We start from the raw sequence: 19532 nt of genomic DNA, 5'->3' as shown, positions 1-19532 counted from the left end.
CGAAGCCGATGCGCTTTTGTTCATTTATTTTACCGGATATTTTTGCAGTAAAGCCTGCAATATTGAGAATGTTTCCGCATCCATGATTCCGTCATAATTTTGTGGACGGAAGTGATACTGGAAAGCTTCTATTGTTGTCTTTGTGGCATCGTCCCATTTTCCGCTCATATCCAATCCGTACCCGAATTTTTGCAATTGCGTCTGAACATTGGATATAAATGCTGGATCGTTGTATTTAATCTGAAAATCTGTAGAAGTCTCGAAATCATAAAAGTTTTGTTTCATTGCTTCGTCATACCACATCCCGATTTGATATTCGTCGTACAGTTTTTTCCAAGGAAATAAAGGTCCCGGATCTTGTTTTCTGGTCGGCGCAATATCCGAATGTGCCAAAATATTCGTCGCCGGAATATTATACCTCGTTGCAATATCTTTTACCAAAGCAGCCACTTTTTTCACCTGAGCATCATCAAAAGCCATAAAAGTTCTTTTTCCTTCCGCATCAGCTGTGAAACCTGCATTTACAATCTCAATTCCTATTGAATTATCATTAAGATTTTTATCTGATCTCCAAGAACTTACTCCTGCATGATAAGCACGTTTATTTTCGTCAACCAATTGATAAATTTCATTATCTCCTGTATTGTTTACTAAATAATGAGCGCTTACTCCCTGCTGTGTCAAAACCGTAATCGATTTATCATCCGGCAATGCGGTATAATGTAAGATTAAATATCTCTGTCTGAAATTTTGTGCAATTGCAGGAAAATATGTTTTTACCACTTTATACCCTACCGGTTTTGCAGAAACTATAGAACCATAACTCACACTATTATCATTCTTTGTGAGATCTGATATATTGGTGGTAAAAAACTCTACTCCGTGTTCGGTAGTTATTTGAGGTTTTGGCTTTTCAGAACCCGGTGTCTTTACTGCTGTTTTTGGCTGTACCACGGGAGTTCTGGGGATGTATTGTTTTTTTTTCGCATTCTGTTGTGAAGTACAAGAAAAAACAAAAACGCTTAATCCGATGATATATAATGTCTTACGCATTTGTTTGTTTTTTTTATCAGTTATAACCTCAAAAATACACAAATTTTTCTTGAAAAATATTTGGTAAATAAAGAAATCTGTTCTATATTTGCACTCGCAATAACGGAACAACGATCATTAAAAAATAAGATAAACAGGAGGGTTGCCAGAGTGGTTAATGGAGCAGTTTGCTAAACTGTCGACGCGAAAGTGTCGCAAGGGTTCGAATCCCTTACCCTCCGCTTTTCTATATATCTTTTCGGGGCGTAGCGTAGTCCGGTCATCGCGCCTGGTTTGGGACCAGGAGGTCGCAGGTTCGAATCCTGCCGCCCCGACACAAAAGCTTTATTATTTTAATAACTAAGCGGGAATCAAAAAAAACCTTTAATGGGTTCGTAGCTCAGCTGGATAGAGCATTCCGATTTTCGGAACGGTCAAGGCTGAAACGATCTCTTAAAAGTTTTTAGTAATTTCTTAAAAATTACAAATGGGTGCGTAGCTCAGCTGGATAGAGCATCTGCCTTCTAAGCAGACGGTCTCAGGTTCGAATCCTGACGCGCTCACTTAAAACTCACAATTTCTTGTGAGTTTTTTTTGTTTTATATATTTAATTATTTCATTTTCTGAAAATCCAAAACTTTTGTTTTAGAAAGCAACTTTTATCAAAATAATTCATTTATCTGATTTATAGATTTGAATAAGAATACCTAAAAATTACGATTTTATTTGTCAAAAAATTTCATAATTACAATATAGATTCATTTAAAATTCTTGTTAAGATTAATAATTATGTAATTACTTCCTTTTTACACATTGATATCTAACAAATTAATAGAAAATCTAACAAAGATCATTATAAGCATAACTCTAATAGCTTTTAATTCATTAAATACTGATTTTCAATACTTTATTTTTCATAATATTAATCATTTATATAAAAAAAATTATCTTTTGCTAACATTTATTAACGATTTAAGTTAGCAAATTTCTGATTATAATATTATTTTGTTTTAATAAGTTTTGATATAACAGACAAAATAATCACCTGTTTTTTAAAACTTAATAAAATTATTCTATACTAAGAAACATAAACACATTTATAGTATAAATTAGTCTTAAAATAACACAAAATCTAAACACATGAAAAAATTATTATCAAAACCCTTCTCGAGGTTCAAGAGTTTCAATCACCGAAACTAGTAAACGATTCTATAAACACAAATTCATCATCTTTTCACAAGTGTAGTATTTTGCAATATTACACGTTACAAATTTATCAGGAATTCTAAGTACAATGAATATGCATTAGTATGCTTGAATTTTTATTTAGAAATTCTCTCAAAAAAAACAAATGGTATATAAGGTAAAAATTATTAAATGATGAAAAAAATTATTATTTACACTCTCACTTAGCTTTCCGGAATTTTTAATTAATGTGCATTTTAATAAGCGCGATTCTAAAAACACAATATTTTTTATAGATGCAGTACTAATGCCGTACCATCAATCTGCGAATCGATCAATAATCTTTCTAAATTTGATAAATTAAGTATAAAATATACTTAGGATTCTATTTAGAAATTAAAAAAGTAATCATTAAAATTTATGAATGTCCGTTTTTAATCATAACACTAAAATCAGCATTCATTTTGTCATTCCGTAGGAATCTCAACAGACTGAAAATAAGGAAGTTTAGATTCCTACGGAATGACAAACAAACCGTTGAAAATTAAAATATTAGTAATTACGGACATTCATATTAAAATTAAAAAAAATGAAAAATTTACTATTATTAGCTGTACTATTTTCTACAGCAGCACATTCCCAAGTGGGAGTTAACACAGCAAATCCTCAAACTTCTTTAGATGTAGTTGCTAAAAACGCAACCGGTAATTCTACAAATGTAGACGGTATTCTACTCCCCAGAGTTGACAGGGAGCGAGCTCAAAATATGAGTGCAATCCCTACTTCTACACTGATCTATGTAAATAGTATTGCAACAGGAACAGCAACAGGTAATGCCGTAAATATAGATAATATAGGATACTATTATTTCGATGGCACTGTTTGGGTGAAGTTTAATGATAAAGTAAGCAATGTGTCGGTGCAGAGCTTTCAGTTGAAAATACCTCCTCATGGTATGAGTAATGCAGATTTTAGCAATCATACCAATGCCACTTTTGATTTTGATAATTGGTGGGTGATATCAAAAACTTCTGTAAATCCCACCACAAACGTACCTGCCAGAATGACTATTGTATACGAATACCAAGGCACTCCTTTTCCTGATGTACAAAAGATTTTCCCTCAACTCGCAGCAGGAAACGATTCATCTTTTCCGGATATATTTTCGCCGGCGTTTATTAAATTAGCTAATGTTGGAGGAAAAACGAGAATGACTGTCTCTGTGACGAGAGCCGATAATTTAGCCTCACAATGGGGAGGAACATTCTTACTTAATGTTTTATTTTCAATTAAAAGCTAAATAAGGCTGGGAAACAAATTCTAAAAACACAAAATTATAAGTTATCATAATTGCAATACTAATATTATAAATTCAGTACTACAATTAAAAAATTTTCTAAATATTACACAAAAGTATGAACAGGTATATTTAGAAATGAAATAATAATTAATATTATCAAAAAGATGAAAAAAAATTATCCCCTCAAGCTCGATATCAGTATTTGGTATTGATAAAAGCTTATTCAACTGAATCTATTTCTATTAACAGAGCTAAGTACCCCTAACCGATGCTCTTTTCATTTTAATCTAACAAATGCCGTGTTGGTAAGTGCTTACCAACACAGTATTTTCAGTTTCTCTTATGCGAAAATCAGAAAACCTACACACATTTTAAAACAATAAATAACTAAGTACATGACAAAAAATTTAATATATTGATATTTAGTTTATTAAAATGATTAGAGAGAATATTATTCAAAAAATTCAAACCATATTTGAAAACACTGTAGGCTTTCCTTTGGTGTTTTTTTATTTTTATTGGCTTGATGTTTTCATCCACATAATCTCCAATTTTGTAACACCAAACCAAGGCAATCATTACAATCATAAATAATTTTTCCAGCCTTTTTTGGTCTGTAACGTGAGTACTTTCTATATTGAATCCACTGCTCTTAAAAGCTTTAAACAATGTCTCAATCTGCCATCTTTTCTTATAATATTCCAAAGATTTTTCAGGCTTATTAAAGGAAACTAAAATCAGAAAATCTATTTTTCCTTGTCTGTCATAATTTTTCAATCCGGAAATGTAACACTTTACACCATTGATTTTCACGATTTTCGGATGATGATAAAACTCTCCTTTTTGCAACTTATTGAATAGCCAAAAAACAGGTTTTTCTGCATTCTTGTCAAAACAAAAAACTTTAAAATTATTCCTAAGCCGAATGTGGTATTTAATTTTGTTTTGAGTCAAAAAATCCAACCAAATATGACCTATAAACTCTCTGTCCGCGAGCAAACAATCAATGCAGTCCTTACCGAACCAGTTTACAAATTGCCGTATTAATTCAATTCTTTCAAGCGTATCAGAATTCCCTCTTTTATCCAACATTTTGAACATAATCGGGAAGGCAATGTTTTTATAGCAAATCCCAAGCATCAGAATGTTAATAGTAGCTTTCCCAAACTTCCAATTCGTTCTATCCAAGATTAATACAAGGTTCTTTTTCTCTGGCATAATTCCGAATATAAAACTAGAAACAAGCTTCATGGGCAAGTCAAAATCTGCCATAAAACGCTGTATTCTTCGCAGTGAGCTTTCAGTATTTGCACAACTGTCAAAAACATTAGCTAAAGCCATGTAATTTACTGTTCTTACTTTGCATAAAGCCAGAATCATCATCGAAATAAGATTCAATCTTGCTTTATTGATTTTTTGTTCAAAATTTAGGGCTAACATTGAACTTAAATCTTTACTTTTATACTCTTGACTGGTATTCGTGTGCTTAGTTGATTGCCTAGGAAACATCTTCTAATTTACTGAATATCAGTTATTTATGAAAATTTAACCCAGCTTAATTTGCTGATTTTTAACAGGTTATGTTTTTGTCATGTACTAAGAAGTATTATTCACAATATTACTAAATATTTTATAGGAATTCTTCTTACACACTTTATGCCTGTAAATCTAAATCCTTTTCTTATAGACTATTGATGTAGCTAATTTATGATCTGAAATTTACATTGTAAAGCCCTGAGCGAATACTTGGATAATCTTTGATTGAATACTTTATGATCATTTTTATTTTTTTCAATATAGGAGCATTAGCAATTTCAAAGCTACGATGCATTCTTTTGATATGTACTTTGACATCATCGTGGATTCCGCTTTCATTCTGAGCCCATTCATGGATCTCTTTCCAAAGTAAAACCCGTGTAGATGCAGGATTTATCCTTCCCGTATCTACTTTGGTTATTCTGTTTTCTTCATGTACCCCTCTTATGGCAACTGCTTGATCTAAAATCCCTGGATGGAGATCTAAATAATACGATAATCGGAATAGAAATTCAGTATCTTCATGAAACTTTAATTTGGGTTTAAATAAAGGCTTCATTTTTTTTATCAAGGCTTCTCGTCTTACCGTTAATGCATTCATAGTGAACAGCCCAAAACTTCCCAGCATATTCAATTGCCCTGGAAATACATCTTTGGGATGATATTTTCTATATACAGTGGTAAGTCGGTTTTCAAAAAGGCTAAAATATTGTTCTTTTGCCTTTCGAGAGTAATACTCTACGCCAAGCGCACCATAGATACCGTCTACTTTTGGGTCTTTAAAAAGTTTTTTCTCGGCCTCAAAACGGTTTGGCAAATAATAATCATCGGCATCCAAAAAAGCAATAAAATCGCAGGTGGCTTTTAGAATTCCAAGATTTCTGCTTGCTCCTGCTCCATGATTATCTTTGTCCGAATGCCGGAATAATTTTACTTTGTCGTATTTTATTTCTAATTCCTTACAAACCTCAAGAGCATTATCCGGAGATTTATCTTCAATTAAAATAACTTCACCTACTTCTGCTTCGCATTGTAGTGCAGATTCTACAGCTTGAGTAACATATTTTTCGGCATTATAAACGGGAATTATTACAGAAATTTTCATTTTTTTGTGTTAAGAAATTGTATTTGAGAATAGAGGGCAAATGACAATCTATTCTTATTTGGTAATTAGGTATAAAAAAAATAGTTAACAACTTTAAAAGTTAAAATAACTTAAATAAGAAGCTAACTATTCATAACCAAAACTTTATATAAAAACTATTTTAATCTTTTTACCCTGATGTAGGTTATAGATCCTGATCATTTACTATCGTACTCCTAGAATTTGGGCATTTCCACCTCTGTTAAGTTCATGGATAATTTGTGATGTAAGAAAAACACAAGAAACACCAAAATAATTTTTCCATAAGGGTTTAATTCTGAAATGATCTATTAATTAAAAATCGACTTCTGTCTGTTTTTTAGCCCTTACACCTTATGAGATCAGGTTTTATCTATACCAAAAATATTTTTTTCCATTTTGCCACCGTGTTTCTACTCAGTTTAAAATGAAGTGCTAATTGAGTATTATTTAGATTGTTATCTTTCTGATACTTCAGAATATCTATAATACTGGATTTTTGATAAGAGCGATGTCTTTGATTAAAGATATTATCCGCCAAGCTCGCTTTTCCGAAAATTGTTTCATTAAGACGTATTATATCCAATACCGAAAGAAAGTTTTTCTCCAATATTTTTTTACAAGATGCCTTTTTTTCAGGAAACCTTTTGATTAAAATATCCGAATAAATCCTTTTGTAATCAGGCATTACATTTTCCATAACAGTTTTTTATTTTTACGTTTAATACTTTATCATCTTTAAAAAACAGAAACAACACTCTGCTTTTAAATAGTAATTTTTTTAGGGTATATGTCCATACCTCAGCTGGAAAAAAATTGTACTCTTCCCCCATTTCCTCTAGAATCTCTTTCCTGTTTTTTCCTATAAGATAGCTGTAATCTTTTTTCATAAGATTTTCTGAATCATTAATTTCTAAATTAATCGCTTGTATTTTGCTTACGATATTTATTTATCCAGTTATACAGTGTTGTTTTAGGAATTTTATATTCTTCTATGACTTGAAGTTTCGTTTTCTCTCCCTTTTCCAGCAATTCTAAAATAAAATCTATAACATCTTTGGTATAAATATTTTTCCGAAACTGGGGCAGCTTAGATTTTTTGCCTTTTTCGATCTGCTTGTATCCCATATTAGATTGGGGTGCATATAAAATAAGGTGTTGCGAATAGAGTCTGAAAAAATCATACTCCAAAAGCTTACTCCATTTCAGCAAAAAAGCCGTAGATAAATTCTCTTCTTTATACATCGCATCCACCTCTTTTTCAGAACATTTAAGATATTTACAAAGACGGACTTGATCTATTTCGTTCTCTAGAAACCTTTTGTCTAATTAGACTTCCTATGTGTATATTCTTTAAATTCATTTTCGAAACAATATTTTCGTATGTTATTACGTATTAATAAATTACCAGGCAGTTCAACAAAACATTATTGTAGAGACTATCCAATTATGAAAAACAAGCAATACTGCCTGGTAGAGAAATACTAGAACATTATTAGTCACAATCAATAAAAACGGCTGTTTTTATTGATTGCATTTATTATATTTATAAAAGAGATCCCCTGGAAATAATTCTTTTCCAGCATTTGTAAATTCTGGTAAAACACAGGGGATCAATAGATTATATATAAATTAATTTTGATTAAATTTTAAACTTCAATCGTTTAAATCTTATTTTTCTGTTAATGATGTTTAGATAATACTTGTCAAATCTTAACAGCAGTAGCTAAGATTTATGATTGTTAATAAAAAGACTTTACCTGAAATCATAGCGATCTCAATCCCATTGAGCGACATTCTTATCTACTACAAAATTTGTAGTCCGGATTGTCGCTTCGATTTCAAAAAACCTTCAAAATAATACTAGATTGTTACATGCAGTATTTGTTTTGGGAATGTGTAGTATAGATGCTACACTCTATATTCCTACATCGAATAGGAATCCCAAAATCCAGATAGGTGGTTAATAATAATTTTTTCATTTGTTTTCTTTTTTGTTTGATGTAGAATTTCAAAAATCAATACCAAATTATATTCGAGTTTTTGTTGACCTTATTATATGATTAATTAGAAAAATTATAAATTACTTTTCAAATACCCTCTAAAGTCATATAATGAAATCATCAAGCATTAGTGATATAATATTGGTTTGTTCTTTTCATCTTTGTTCAAATTTATTAGCAAAATATTGAATACCACGCATTTTTACCGTTAATAAATGTTAGCAAAATAAATTTTAACACTTATAAATCATTATTAATCCAGATCTTAAAATATTTAAAATCAAATTATTAACATTTAAAAGCTATTAATAATTTTAATCTTAATACCTTTTCACGATAAATTAAATTATTTTTGAAAAAAAATTTGATCATTTTAATTACACACACACTCAGGTATGAGATTAATTTTTTTATTGATTATACTTTTTTCAATCTCACCGACTGAAAAAGGCAAGGATGATAATGACTATTTTTTTGGAATAAGTAAAGAGATTGCTCCCATTAGATTTGAACCAAAAAAAATAGCAGCTCTAGAGATCAGAGAGCTTGGGAAATATAAAGACACACATGATGAAAAATATCTTATAAGCAGTAAATATATAGGACTATTTTTATATGCTCCCGAGAATACTTTAAATAATATTGAAAGTATAAAACAAGCTCCTGCTACCTATGAACTTTTGAAATTAAACAATAACAGATATGAATATATCTCTATTGCCTGTAACTTCAATCTGACTTTTTACTGCGAGCATAATTCGCCGAAGCTCGCCATGAAATTTCTTAATGATGCTATAAAAATTAATGAAAAATTGGGCAAAAAATATTTCTTACCTCATTTATACCATATAAAAGGAAGGTTATATTTTAATGAAAAGAATTACCCGAAAGCTATGTTTTATTTTAATAAAGCTTTACAAAATTATAACCAAAAGGATTTACTTTATATCGCGTCTATGCATAATAATTTCGGGTTGGTGTATGATAAATTAAACCAAATTGCCCCTGCAATGCGGGAAACACAAAAGGGAATTAAAATCTTAGAGGGTAAAAATAATTATAACGAACAGGAAATTGCTTTTCTTAATTATATGAGAAGTACATTAGGTTTGTACTATTATAAGCTGAAAGAATTTTCGTCTGCAGAAAAACTATTGCTTCAACAGTTTGAATTTACCAAAAACAAACCCTTATATTATTCACAAAACGTAGCAAGTGCGGAAAGTCTTTTTAATTTATATAATGACATTAAGGAGACTAACAAAAAGAAATTACTTATTGAGTATTTAATTGATCTCGAGCCTAAACTTAAAACTATTCATGACAAAATTCTTGCTAACGAAATCATTCAGCAATATTATTCTAATCAAAATGATCTTAAGAATCTAAAGCTTACGTCTGCAAAACTTCTGCACTTAAATCATGATTTTGTTAACGAAAACGACAGGATTTTTAAGCAAATCTCTGGTGTTCTGAACACTTCCGCAATAGAAAAAATTAATCAAAAGACGGAACAGCAGATTCGTATTCAAAAAAAAAGAACTACCATTTTATTAATATCAGTTCTTGCCCTGATCCTTATTTTTATTCTGATATTTATTTTTGTGAGAATAAAACACCTGAACAAAAGGAAAATCATGGAGAAAGAAAAATTATTATTAGAAAAAGATAAAAAAATTCTTGAACAGGATATTGGATTTCAAAATGAAAAAATTAAAAACCTGCATCAAAATCTTCATCTGAAGACTGAAACTGAAAAAGTATTTTTAGAAAATTTAAAAAAGATAAAAAAAACAAATAACGCAGGTGGAGAAGAAATAATAAAGGATTTGTTTTTAAATATTAATAATCTCATACAAATTAATAAACGAAACATCATCATTAATGAAAGCGATATTGAATCTCAGAGATTTATACAAAAAATGTCCGAAACTTATCCTCTTTTAACGAATAAGGAATTAAAAATGTGTGCTTATTTCAGAATGAATCTTTCTTCAAAAGAAATTTCGTCATTAGAAAATACAACTACAGGTACCGTAAGAGTATATAAAACAAAAATAAAAGCCAAAATGAGCTTAGACAGAGAAACAAAATTAGATGATTTTTTGAAGAGCATTCAGTTTCACGACCTCTAATCATTTCTGCCGCTGCAGAAGCTATTATGGCAGTTGTAGAACTTGTTCCGTTAAACCTATGGTAAGTTCTGTTGCTGTCGCCATCATATTGTACCTAAGACCCCTATCCTGCTTTGTATTTTAATTTAAACCATTTCTACATCATGAATTTTAATATTTTGCCCCGTGATCTCTCTTGACCAGGCATATTTTGCAGCTATTCCAGAATAATCATCATTGAGGTAGGCTTGACCGATTTCTAAATCAGGGGTAGCTATAAACGCTTTGATAAATGGAGGTTCGATAGGAGTATTGTTCATCACAGAAACATCTTCCACTTCCGGAAACCTTTGAAGAGTTATGTTATGATTTTGCTTATCAGCCTTATCGGGTAGATTCTGGCCGTAAAAAAGACAAAAACTGAAAATTAATAACGTAAAAATTCTAAATTTCATTTTCATATTATAATATTTTAAATGATTCCTATTCAAATATACATTATTAATGAGAAATATTGCGAAAAGGTAAAATAATCAATGCAATTAGATAAACTAGCGATATTTTGACTCATGATACAATAGAAAAGCTAATAAAATAAATATAAATCATCATTTAGTGAAATTAAATTTATGACTAAAACCTTAAAAATATGCCTAAATTTCACTAAAAATCATATTCAAAAGCCCGTTTACATTTTATAATCTGAATTTTCTTGCCGTAACTACACGAAGTTTATTCTCTATTTCAACAACAAGAAAGACTGAAATCATAACTAATTGGGATTAAAAAATTGATACCTTAATTAATTTCAATTAAAACGGGCTTATACTTATTTATTAATCTGTTGAATCTTAAAAGATATAGTTTTATTTATACCAAAAACATTTTTTTCCATTTTGCCACCGTGTTTCTACTCAGCTGGAAATGATTCGCCAATTGTACATTATTGAGGTTGTGATCTTTCTGATACTTCAGAATATACATAATACTGGGTTTTTGATAGGAACGATGCCTTTGATTAAAGGTATTATCCGCCAAGCTCGCTTTTCCGAAAATTGTTTCATTAAGACTTATTATATCCAATACCGAGAGAGAAGGTTTTTTTAGCAATAACTTGCAGAATTCTATCTTTTCGGGAAACCGTTTGATTAAAATATCTGTATAAATTCTTTTATAATCAGGTGCTAAATTTTCCATAACAGTTTTTTATTTCTACGTTTACAACTTTGTGATCTTTAAAATAAACAAATAATACTTTGCTTTTAATAATCCAAATTCTATTTAAGGTATAGGTCCATACATCGGACGGAAAAAAATTGTATTCCTCCCCCATTTCCAGTATAACCTCTTTCTTGCTTTTCTCTACAAGATACTTGTAATCTGTTTTCATTATTTTATTAAGACTCATTAATTTTTAATTTTCCGAATTTTGCTTACTATATTTATTCAACCAGCTATGAAGTGTTGTCTTAGGAATTCTATATTCTTGTATAATTTGAAGTTCCGTTTTTTCTCCTTTTTCCAACAATTCTAAAATAAAATCTATAATATTTTTAGTATAAATATTTTTTCGAAACTGGGGCATTTTAGATTTTTTCACTTTTCCTATCTGATTATACCCCGTATTAGATTGGGGTGCATATAAAATAATATGCTGAGAATAGAGTCTGAAAAAATCGTATTTCAAGAGCTTACTCCATTTCAGCAAAAAAGCCGTCGAGATATTTTCTTCCTTATACATTGCTTCTATTTCAGTTTCAGAACATTTTAGAGTATTACAGATACGAACTTGATCTATTTCATTTTCTAAAACTTTTTGTTTAATTAAACTTCCTATGTGTATATTTTTTACATTCATTGTAATCAACTCATTATTCTTTTATTTCTATCGTTAAATTTTAAACATTTTTAGATCAATCAAATTAAAAAGCCAGGCAACTGAAAACACACGCGATGATAAAAAGATGTACAAAAAAAATTAAATCAAAAATTGCCTGGCTAAAAACTAGAGTTTTATCACCGTGCTTATCAAAAGACGAACTTAACTTAATTTTGATAAGGTATTTATTATAGAGACCTCTTGGGAATTTTTCTCTCCCATCATTTGTGTTGGTAGGGTTGAATAGAAAGAGGTCTCTGAAATAATATATATTAGATTATTTTCTGTTTATGAAATAAGTTCTTACAATCATATATTAAATACAGATGTAAAAGGTTTAAAAAAGTCATTGATAAAATTGTTTTTTTTATTCTATATATACATTTATTAGATGTTTAAATTTCACACACAAAGACATTGTAAAAATGACTGTAAGAGAAGAATATATTTTCTTAAAGATTTTTTTTCATTTTCAATAAAAAAAGAAAAGAGGTATTATCATTTTAGAATTATACCTCTATTCTACGAAATACTTGAATAAGTAGATGCTCATTCTTTCTTTGATATAATGATATTGTGTTTTTTTCTCATTTTACAATTTTGATTTTTTTAATCTTCAAATCAAGAATTGAATTTTAAAAGTATCTAACATTTTGTTTGTTTTAAAAGAAATACATACATCACTGGTACAACAGACGTATACTACACGAATACACCCAACTGAAAATCAATAACATGAATCAAAAGCATAATAAAAAATGATACATTTTCAAATAGATTATATCTCATCCACCCATTTATAAAGATCAATTTCAGACGGGATATTGAAAGATTTTCTTAAACGGCTTTTTTTGGTCTGAACGGTACGAAATGTAAGATGTGCATATTCGGCAATATCTTTTGTGGTGAAGCCTAATTTAAGTAAAGCACAAAATTTTAGCTCATCAAAAGTCATATCAGGGTTTATTACGATTAGATTATTATAAAAGTTCGGGAAGAAATTTCTAAATGCCGGCATAAAAGAAACATCATTATTTATCGCAAGTTTAACGAGATCTTCTATATTGTTATTAATAGTATCTGTATTCAATTTTCGTTTCAGAGCTTGAATCATATTTTCGCTTCTAATTGTTTTATGGTAAAGTTTAGCCGTTACATAATTTTTTCTTGCAATAAAGTATCCATTAAGAATCGTTATCATGAAAACTTGAAAGAAAGTGATAATCCGTTGGTTTTTAGTTAACAACTCATCTTCGTGGTCTTTCAATCTGAAAATATTAAAATCATAAAAATGACTTATAGAAAACAGAATAGTAATCATGACATAAATAATAATCCTAAAAAAAAATTCGTTTTTCCCATTGAAAATAAATAAAACAGCCGATAAAACCGCGAAATAATATAAGGCAATCCCATTATTAAAACCACCAATACAGGAAAAATAAAAAATTAACAATAATAATAGTAAACAACACCCTAGTAAAATAAAAGAATTGAAACGGACCTTTGTAAATAAAAATAAAAGGAGAAAAATAACTCCTAAAGCAAACAGAACATAAAAATTAATCCAAAATCCAAACAACAGATCCCTGACAGAATCAATAAAAAAAAATATTGAAATAAGAAAGTTATACTGATTAAGTATCTGTAATTGTATTCTTTTTAAGTTATTTACATCTTTCGGAATATGATAATTGGAAACAAAATTCCAAAACTTTTTAAACAAATTCATATGATAAATAATCGGATTTGCACTAAAGTTAACTGAGAGTTTACATACTCCTTTGTATTATTCATTACCCAGTCTTTCGCTCCATTCCCCAATTAAAGGGTAGTACATACGCACTCCCCTGGTTTCAACATCTAACAATGTCATAAATAATATTCTTTTCATAATTAATTTTTTTTCATTCTTAAGAAGCACTTGAAAAAATTCTATATTGTCTATCAATTCAGATATAATTTGAAAGACTTATAAAAACTATTTTCGAGCAAAATTTTTATCAAAAATAGTTGTATTCTCTTCATAACTCTAAAAAATTAAATATTGAAAAACATTAGTACACATAAACAGAATTGTAAAAAAACATTAGAATTTAAATATCCAAGACATTGATAAATAAACATTTAAAGAATCAATATTATTAATTTTTGAAAAGAAAATAAAATTCTTTAAATTAGTAATTTGTATAAATAATAAGTCGTTAATTTGCTATTAGTTATTCAGTTAGTTCTAAATTTGACTATCTAAATAGGTAATATTTTTTTTAAAAACACAAATATCCCCCCGTGAAGCCTTCTATCTGTATTCTATTTTTTGTTCTTTTTATGGTGACTTCTTGCAATAGTGCTAAAGACAACGATTACTTTTATAATCTTGATAAAAGAATTCGTTTAGACTTAGAAAACCAGTCAAAAGTTAATATTATTAAGAATAAAGAATTAGAAAAATACAATCAAACTCATGCTAAAAAATACCTTTTAGGAGTAAAATACATAGATTTATCTCTTTCAAGAGCTAAAAATGATCCTTTATTACAAATCCCTCTTGTTTACGAGTTATTAAGCATTAATAAAGAGGAATATGATTATATAACAATCATCTGCAATTTTCATCTTGCTCTTTATTTTGAAAAAAATTCTCCTAAGCTGGGACTAAGATATCTCGATAAAGCTATTCTGGTCTCCCAAAAAACAGAAAAAAAATACTATCTCCCTCATTTGTATCATGCAAAAGGAAGATGGCTTTACAATGAAAAAAAATATCCTAAAGCTATGTTTTATTTTAACAAAGCCTTACAGAATTATAAAAAAGAAGACACGCTTTATATTGCATCAATGCACAATAATTTCGCATTATGTAATGATAAACTAAATAATATAAAACTGGCCGCCGAAGAGATAAATACCGGTATCACAATATTAGGAAACAAGAAAAATCTTACATCTGAAGAATTATTGTTTTTCCATTATATGAAAAGTAATCAAGGAGAATATTATTTTAAATTAAAAGATTACAAGGCATCTGAAAATATATTCAAACAAGAATTTGATTTTTATTTGAATAGCGGAAAATACCCTACAGAATTGATTTCTACTGCAAAAATATTATTGAATATTTATGAAGTCACCAATCAGTCTGCCGAGAAGAAAAATATGATTGCTTTTTTCTTAAAAACCGAAAAAAATTTAAAAATTATTTCGGATAAAATTTTAGTTCATAAAGTTCTGCAGAAATATTATTTAAAGAACGATGATCTTAAAAACCTAAAGGTCGTTTCAAAAGAATTAACGAAACTCAATAACGATTACAGCGAACAATCGAGCAAGAAACTTGCTACTCTTTCTGATCTTCTCAATAATTACAGGATAAAAAATACTAATCAAAAAAATGAGTATAAAGCTAATATTGAAAAGAAGAAAAACCTAATCATCATAATTTCAATAGTTTTGGGATCGATTGTTCCTTTAATAGCAGTATCTCTGAAAGTAAAGAAAAAGAAAAAAGAAAAAGAGATCTTAGAATATCACAAACAAAAGCTCGAGAGTGATATAAAGCTGCAAAAAAATAAAATTGAGAATTTACAACTTAATCTCAATCTGAAAATGGAAACAGAAAAAGCATTTCTGGAAAACCTAAAAAAAATTAAAAAATTAAAAAACATTGATATAGAACAGACCTTGAGAGACCTCTTTTTTAAAATTAATAATCTAATCGAGATTGATAAAAAAAATAATGAATTAATAAGTGAAAGTTCTCTGGAAAATAAAGTGTTTATTGAAAAGGTTTCCAAAAAATTCCCTTTTTTAACTAATAAAGAACTTAAACTTTGTGTCTACTTCAAATTAAACCTGTCTGCAAGAGAAATATCTTTATTAGAAAATATTGCAGAAGTAACGGCAACTGTTTATAAAGCAAAAATAAAAGCTAAAATAGGGCTTACAAAAGAAATGAATTTTACTGATTTTTTAAATAACATATAGCTTATTGGGCATTTGAATAACAGTTATGATTTTATATAACAATTTTGTCAACCTTATAAAAATAGACTCTTTTTCGCCCAAGCTATAAAATTTCGGTCTTTTTTTTAAAAATTTTTATTTTGGGAAAATTCAATCTAATCTTTTGGTTATTAATTATGTAAAGTCAATAAAAAAGCGGTCTAAAAATATTCATTAAAAATTATTGCATATTTTATTTTGAATTATAAAAAAATATTCTATCTTTGCACCCACAAAAAACAAGGTAATTCTTGTTAAAGATGACCTTTAATCGGGGCGTAGCGTAGTCCGGTCATCGCGCCTGGTTTGGGACCAGGAGGTCGCAGGTTCGAATCCTGCCGCCCCGACTGTTTTCATAGTTTTCTCAAAATTATGCAATGGGTGCGTAGCTCAGCTGGATAGAGCATCTGCCTTCTAAGCAGACGGTCTCAGGTTCGAATCCTGACGCGCTCACTTAAAACTCACAAGAAATTGTGAGTTTTTTTGTTTTTATATCTTCTGTTGTTTTTTTTAAAATATTTCAAATCTTATTTATTTCTTTATACAATCCTTACCTGATTTATAAAACTTACTTAAAACTCAAAAGATATAGCTCTCTTGCTTCTATTAATCACATCAATACTTTTCTATGATTAATCGAAATAGATAAGAAAGCAGCAGCTATTCAAGCTATTATTCGAACAGCAGGTATTTTTAGATTACAAATTTTCTTTAAAGAATGACAAAAATTTAACACAAAAACTCCTTAAGTCCGGAGACAAAAGGAGTTGATTATCATTAATTCAGTAATAGCTTTTTTACTGTATTTAAGTTAATTATACATTGTATTAAGAACCTATCTTATATATAAAAACATGGGTGGATCCTGCATGTAAGCTATTTCCTGGACCACTACAATTTCCGCTTTGCCCTCTTCCTAATTTGATGTCCCAAGTTCTATTAGCAGGAATTACTCCTGTATAAGATATAGTACCTCCATGGTTACTGAATAAACCTTCATTGTGAGAAGATGTACTGTGGATTCTTGTAGTACTACTAGTTTGATAGGGAAAATCCACAAAATAAGAACTTAAGGTACACGCTGCTTGATGATCGCCTTCATAAATATAATCAATTTTATAAGTTCCCCCTTTTCCAAAAGTTACAGTAGATGTTGAGATGTTGTACGATAACCCAGGAATGTTATTCTTAATTTCTGTCATAGGAGTAAGTTGTTCTTCTCCTGCTCCAATCCCATTCAAAAAATTGTTTATGTCGCTTGTCAATATAAATACTGCAGGAAGTGGGATCGCTAGATCATCCAAAGCTTCTTGAGAAAGAAGTAATTCCCATTGATTTGAAGCACCGTTGAATTTATACATATTATTTGCAATTACATTGTCGGGTGAAGTTCCTGCAGTAGCCAGATTGTAGACCATTAACCCATTTGCCGGAGAAGGGATGGTAGAGACATCTTGTTTGCCCGTCAAAGAAGTTCTAGGTATTAATAACCCCTTGTTGGCAGAATTGATATCCAGCATGGCAGAAGGATCTGCATTCGCTGTTCCTATTCCAATTTGTGAGGATATCGACATTGAAAGTGAGATCGCTAATAATAAAAATAATTTTTTCATTTTTTAAAAATTTATACGTTTAAATTGTTTGGTTAAAATGTAGCTACTCCGCAGTTACTTTTAAACTATTTTATCAAAAGTAGATATTGAATAGAAACTGAAGGGTTTCTTAATCCTATCAATATACTGACAGAGAATGTATAATATTGATGTCAATTGAATAAACTCTAATAATACCTAATACTAACATTAAAAAGGAGGTGAATAATTTTTTAATGATTTTAATTTTTTTATCATTTTTTTGAAGAAGTTTTTAAATACACCTCTTAAGCATTCTGGCATTACTCCTCTATTTAGAAAAATTACCAATAGATTTGCTGTATTTACAATACATAATTTTGTACTTTAATTATACTGAGCGAAGGATTTGTATTTGTATTTGTATTTGTATTTGTGTATTTATAAAATTAATACCTACCGGTTCAACTCATTGAAAATCTTCATCCTTATTATGGGGTGAATTTATTTCGTTAAATCAAAACTATAAGTAATTTTATCGTTAATAAATGTTAGCAAAAGTTAATATTTTTCATATAAATCATTATTATTTATAAAATTAACCTATTTAAAATCAATACGTTTCAAAAAAACACATATTAGAATTTTAATTAATCTTTTGTCACTCCTTTCTTTAGATGAAAATGTATACAGAAGTATGCTTTTTCAAAATATAACTCATTATCTTCATGAAAACTTTACTTCCCGTTTAGATAAAAGCTGATTTTTTTTGCAGTAAAGGTTCTTTAAAAAATGACAAAAATTTAACACAAAAACTCCTTAAGTCCGGAGACAAAAGGAGTTGATTATCATTAATTTAGTAATGGTTTTTTTTACTGTATGTAAGTTAATTATACATTATATTAAGAACCTATCTTATATATAAAAACATGGGTGGATCCTGCACGTAAGGTATTTCCCGGACCTTCACAGTTTCCGCTTTGCCCTCTTCCTAATTTGATTTGCCAAGTTTTATTAGCAGGAATTACTCCTGTATAAGATATAGTACCTCCATGGTTGCTGAATAAACCTTGACCGTGACTAGCTGTACTGTGGATTCTTGTAATACCGGTTTGATATGGAAAATCAACAAAATAGGAACTTAAGGTACACGCTGCTTGATGATCGCCTTCATAAATAAAATCAAATTTATAGGTTCCGCCTTTTCCAAAAGTTACAGTAGATGTTGAGCTGTTGTACGATAACCCAGGAATGTTATTCTTAATTTCTGTCATGGGAGTAATTTGCAAGAATCCTGGTGCTACTCCATTCAAAAAATTGTGCATGTCGCTTGTCAATTTAAATACTGCAGGAAGTGGGATCGCTAGATCATCCAAAGCATCTTGAGATAGAAGTAACTCCCATTGATTTGAAGTGGTGTTGAATTTATAAATATTATTTGCAATTACGTTGTTGGGTGAAGTTCCTGCGGTAGCCAGATTGTAGACCATTAACCCATTTGCGGGAGAAGGGATGGTAGAGACATCGTTTTTGCCAGCCAAAGAAATTCTAGGTATTAATAACCCCTTGTCGGTAGAATTGATGTCTACCATAGCAGAAGGATCTGCATTAGCTGTTCCTACTCCAATTTGTGAGGATACCGATATGGAAAGCGATATCGTTAATAATAAAAATAATTTTTTCATTTCTTAATGTATTATATGTTTTTCTTAGTTGTTTAATTTTCTTGTACAAGAGAGAACAGAAGCAGTGATATATCATTGTCTTTTGAGGGAATTTTACATACA

14 protein-coding genes and 5 tRNA genes are annotated in these 19532 nt (G+C 29.5%); 8 read left to right on the top strand and 11 right to left on the bottom strand.

Going from position 1 to position 19532, the window contains the following annotated elements:
- Window positions 1-24: 24 nt before the first annotated feature.
- Window positions 25-1053 carry an N-acetylmuramoyl-L-alanine amidase gene (locus J3D55_RS07645; RefSeq protein ID WP_259130061.1) on the bottom strand — a complete coding sequence of 343 codons (1029 nt, stop codon included), beginning with the start codon at window positions 1051-1053 and terminating at the stop codon, window positions 25-27.
- A gap of 136 nt (window positions 1054-1189) precedes the next feature.
- Between J3D55_RS07645 and J3D55_RS07640 the strand changes: the two genes are divergently transcribed.
- The 4 genes from J3D55_RS07640 (at window position 1190) to J3D55_RS07625 (ending at window position 3517) form a co-directional block, all read left to right on the top strand.
- A tRNA-Ser gene (locus J3D55_RS07640) sits at window positions 1190-1274 on the top strand.
- An 18-nt stretch (window positions 1275-1292) separates the two neighbouring features.
- Window positions 1293-1367: transfer RNA gene (locus tag J3D55_RS07635), tRNA-Pro, on the top strand.
- Window positions 1368-1521: 154 nt separating this feature from the next.
- Window positions 1522-1595: transfer RNA gene (locus tag J3D55_RS07630), tRNA-Arg, on the top strand.
- Between the two features lie 1211 nt (window positions 1596-2806).
- On the top strand, window positions 2807-3517 hold the full coding sequence (locus J3D55_RS07625; RefSeq protein WP_259130058.1) for a phage tail-like protein: 711 nt from the start codon (window positions 2807-2809) through the stop codon (window positions 3515-3517).
- Window positions 3518-3904: 387 nt separating this feature from the next.
- On the opposite strand, the gene J3D55_RS07620 is transcribed toward J3D55_RS07625, so the two are convergent.
- The 4 genes from J3D55_RS07620 to J3D55_RS07605 form a co-directional block, all read right to left on the bottom strand.
- On the bottom strand, window positions 3905-4957 hold the full coding sequence (locus J3D55_RS07620; protein ID WP_259130044.1) for an IS4 family transposase: 1053 nt from the start codon (window positions 4955-4957) through the stop codon (window positions 3905-3907).
- A gap of 265 nt (window positions 4958-5222) precedes the next feature.
- Window positions 5223-6158, bottom strand: coding sequence for a glycosyltransferase family 2 protein (locus J3D55_RS07615; RefSeq protein WP_259130041.1), 936 nt, complete (start codon window positions 6156-6158; stop codon window positions 5223-5225).
- A 391-nt stretch (window positions 6159-6549) separates the two neighbouring features.
- Window positions 6550-6876, bottom strand: a complete 327-nt coding sequence (locus J3D55_RS07610) for a helix-turn-helix domain-containing protein (protein ID WP_259130038.1) — start codon at window positions 6874-6876, stop codon at window positions 6550-6552.
- A gap of 218 nt (window positions 6877-7094) precedes the next feature.
- Window positions 7095-7421, bottom strand: a complete 327-nt coding sequence (locus J3D55_RS07605; RefSeq protein WP_310466856.1) for a hypothetical protein — start codon at window positions 7419-7421, stop codon at window positions 7095-7097.
- 1153 nt (window positions 7422-8574) lie between these two features.
- Between J3D55_RS07605 and J3D55_RS07600 the strand changes: the two genes are divergently transcribed.
- Window positions 8575-10314 (top strand): helix-turn-helix domain-containing protein, encoded by a 1740-nt coding sequence (locus J3D55_RS07600; RefSeq protein WP_259130036.1) that lies wholly within the window; start codon window positions 8575-8577, stop codon window positions 10312-10314.
- 125 nt (window positions 10315-10439) lie between these two features.
- Here J3D55_RS07600 and J3D55_RS07595 read toward each other — a convergent pair whose 3' ends face one another.
- From J3D55_RS07595 to J3D55_RS07580, 4 genes are all read right to left on the bottom strand, one after another.
- On the bottom strand, window positions 10440-10754 hold the full coding sequence (locus J3D55_RS07595) for a hypothetical protein (protein ID WP_259130033.1): 315 nt from the start codon (window positions 10752-10754) through the stop codon (window positions 10440-10442).
- A gap of 409 nt (window positions 10755-11163) precedes the next feature.
- Entirely contained in the window at window positions 11164-11490 is a 327-nt protein-coding gene (locus tag J3D55_RS07590) for a helix-turn-helix domain-containing protein (RefSeq protein ID WP_259130032.1), read from the bottom strand.
- Window positions 11491-11707: 217 nt separating this feature from the next.
- Entirely contained in the window at window positions 11708-12151 is a 444-nt protein-coding gene (locus J3D55_RS07585; RefSeq protein WP_259130029.1) for a transposase, read from the bottom strand.
- Between the two features lie 799 nt (window positions 12152-12950).
- A complete protein-coding gene (locus J3D55_RS07580; protein WP_259130027.1) occupies window positions 12951-13493 on the bottom strand; it encodes a helix-turn-helix transcriptional regulator in 543 nt (180 codons plus the stop codon).
- Between the two features lie 968 nt (window positions 13494-14461).
- Here J3D55_RS07580 and J3D55_RS07575 point away from each other — a divergent pair.
- From J3D55_RS07575 to J3D55_RS07565, 3 genes are all read left to right on the top strand, one after another.
- Window positions 14462-16156 carry a helix-turn-helix transcriptional regulator gene (locus tag J3D55_RS07575; protein WP_259130025.1) on the top strand — a complete coding sequence of 565 codons (1695 nt, stop codon included), beginning with the start codon at window positions 14462-14464 and terminating at the stop codon, window positions 16154-16156.
- Window positions 16157-16446: 290 nt separating this feature from the next.
- Window positions 16447-16521: transfer RNA gene (locus J3D55_RS07570), tRNA-Pro, on the top strand.
- A gap of 32 nt (window positions 16522-16553) precedes the next feature.
- A tRNA-Arg gene (locus J3D55_RS07565) sits at window positions 16554-16627 on the top strand.
- A 374-nt stretch (window positions 16628-17001) separates the two neighbouring features.
- On the opposite strand, the gene J3D55_RS07560 is transcribed toward J3D55_RS07565, so the two are convergent.
- Complete coding sequence (locus J3D55_RS07560) at window positions 17002-17787, bottom strand: phage tail-like protein (protein ID WP_259130022.1); 786 nt, start codon at window positions 17785-17787, stop codon at window positions 17002-17004.
- Between the two features lie 860 nt (window positions 17788-18647).
- Window positions 18648-19337 carry a phage tail-like protein gene (locus J3D55_RS07555; RefSeq protein WP_259130020.1) on the bottom strand — a complete coding sequence of 230 codons (690 nt, stop codon included), beginning with the start codon at window positions 19335-19337 and terminating at the stop codon, window positions 18648-18650.
- Window positions 19338-19532: the final 195 nt, after the last annotated feature.

It is taken from the genome of Chryseobacterium ginsenosidimutans (assembly GCF_024807225.1).
GTDB lineage: Bacteria > Bacteroidota > Bacteroidia > Flavobacteriales > Weeksellaceae > Chryseobacterium > Chryseobacterium ginsenosidimutans.
This window is presented reverse-complemented; position numbering and strand designations above follow the sequence as displayed.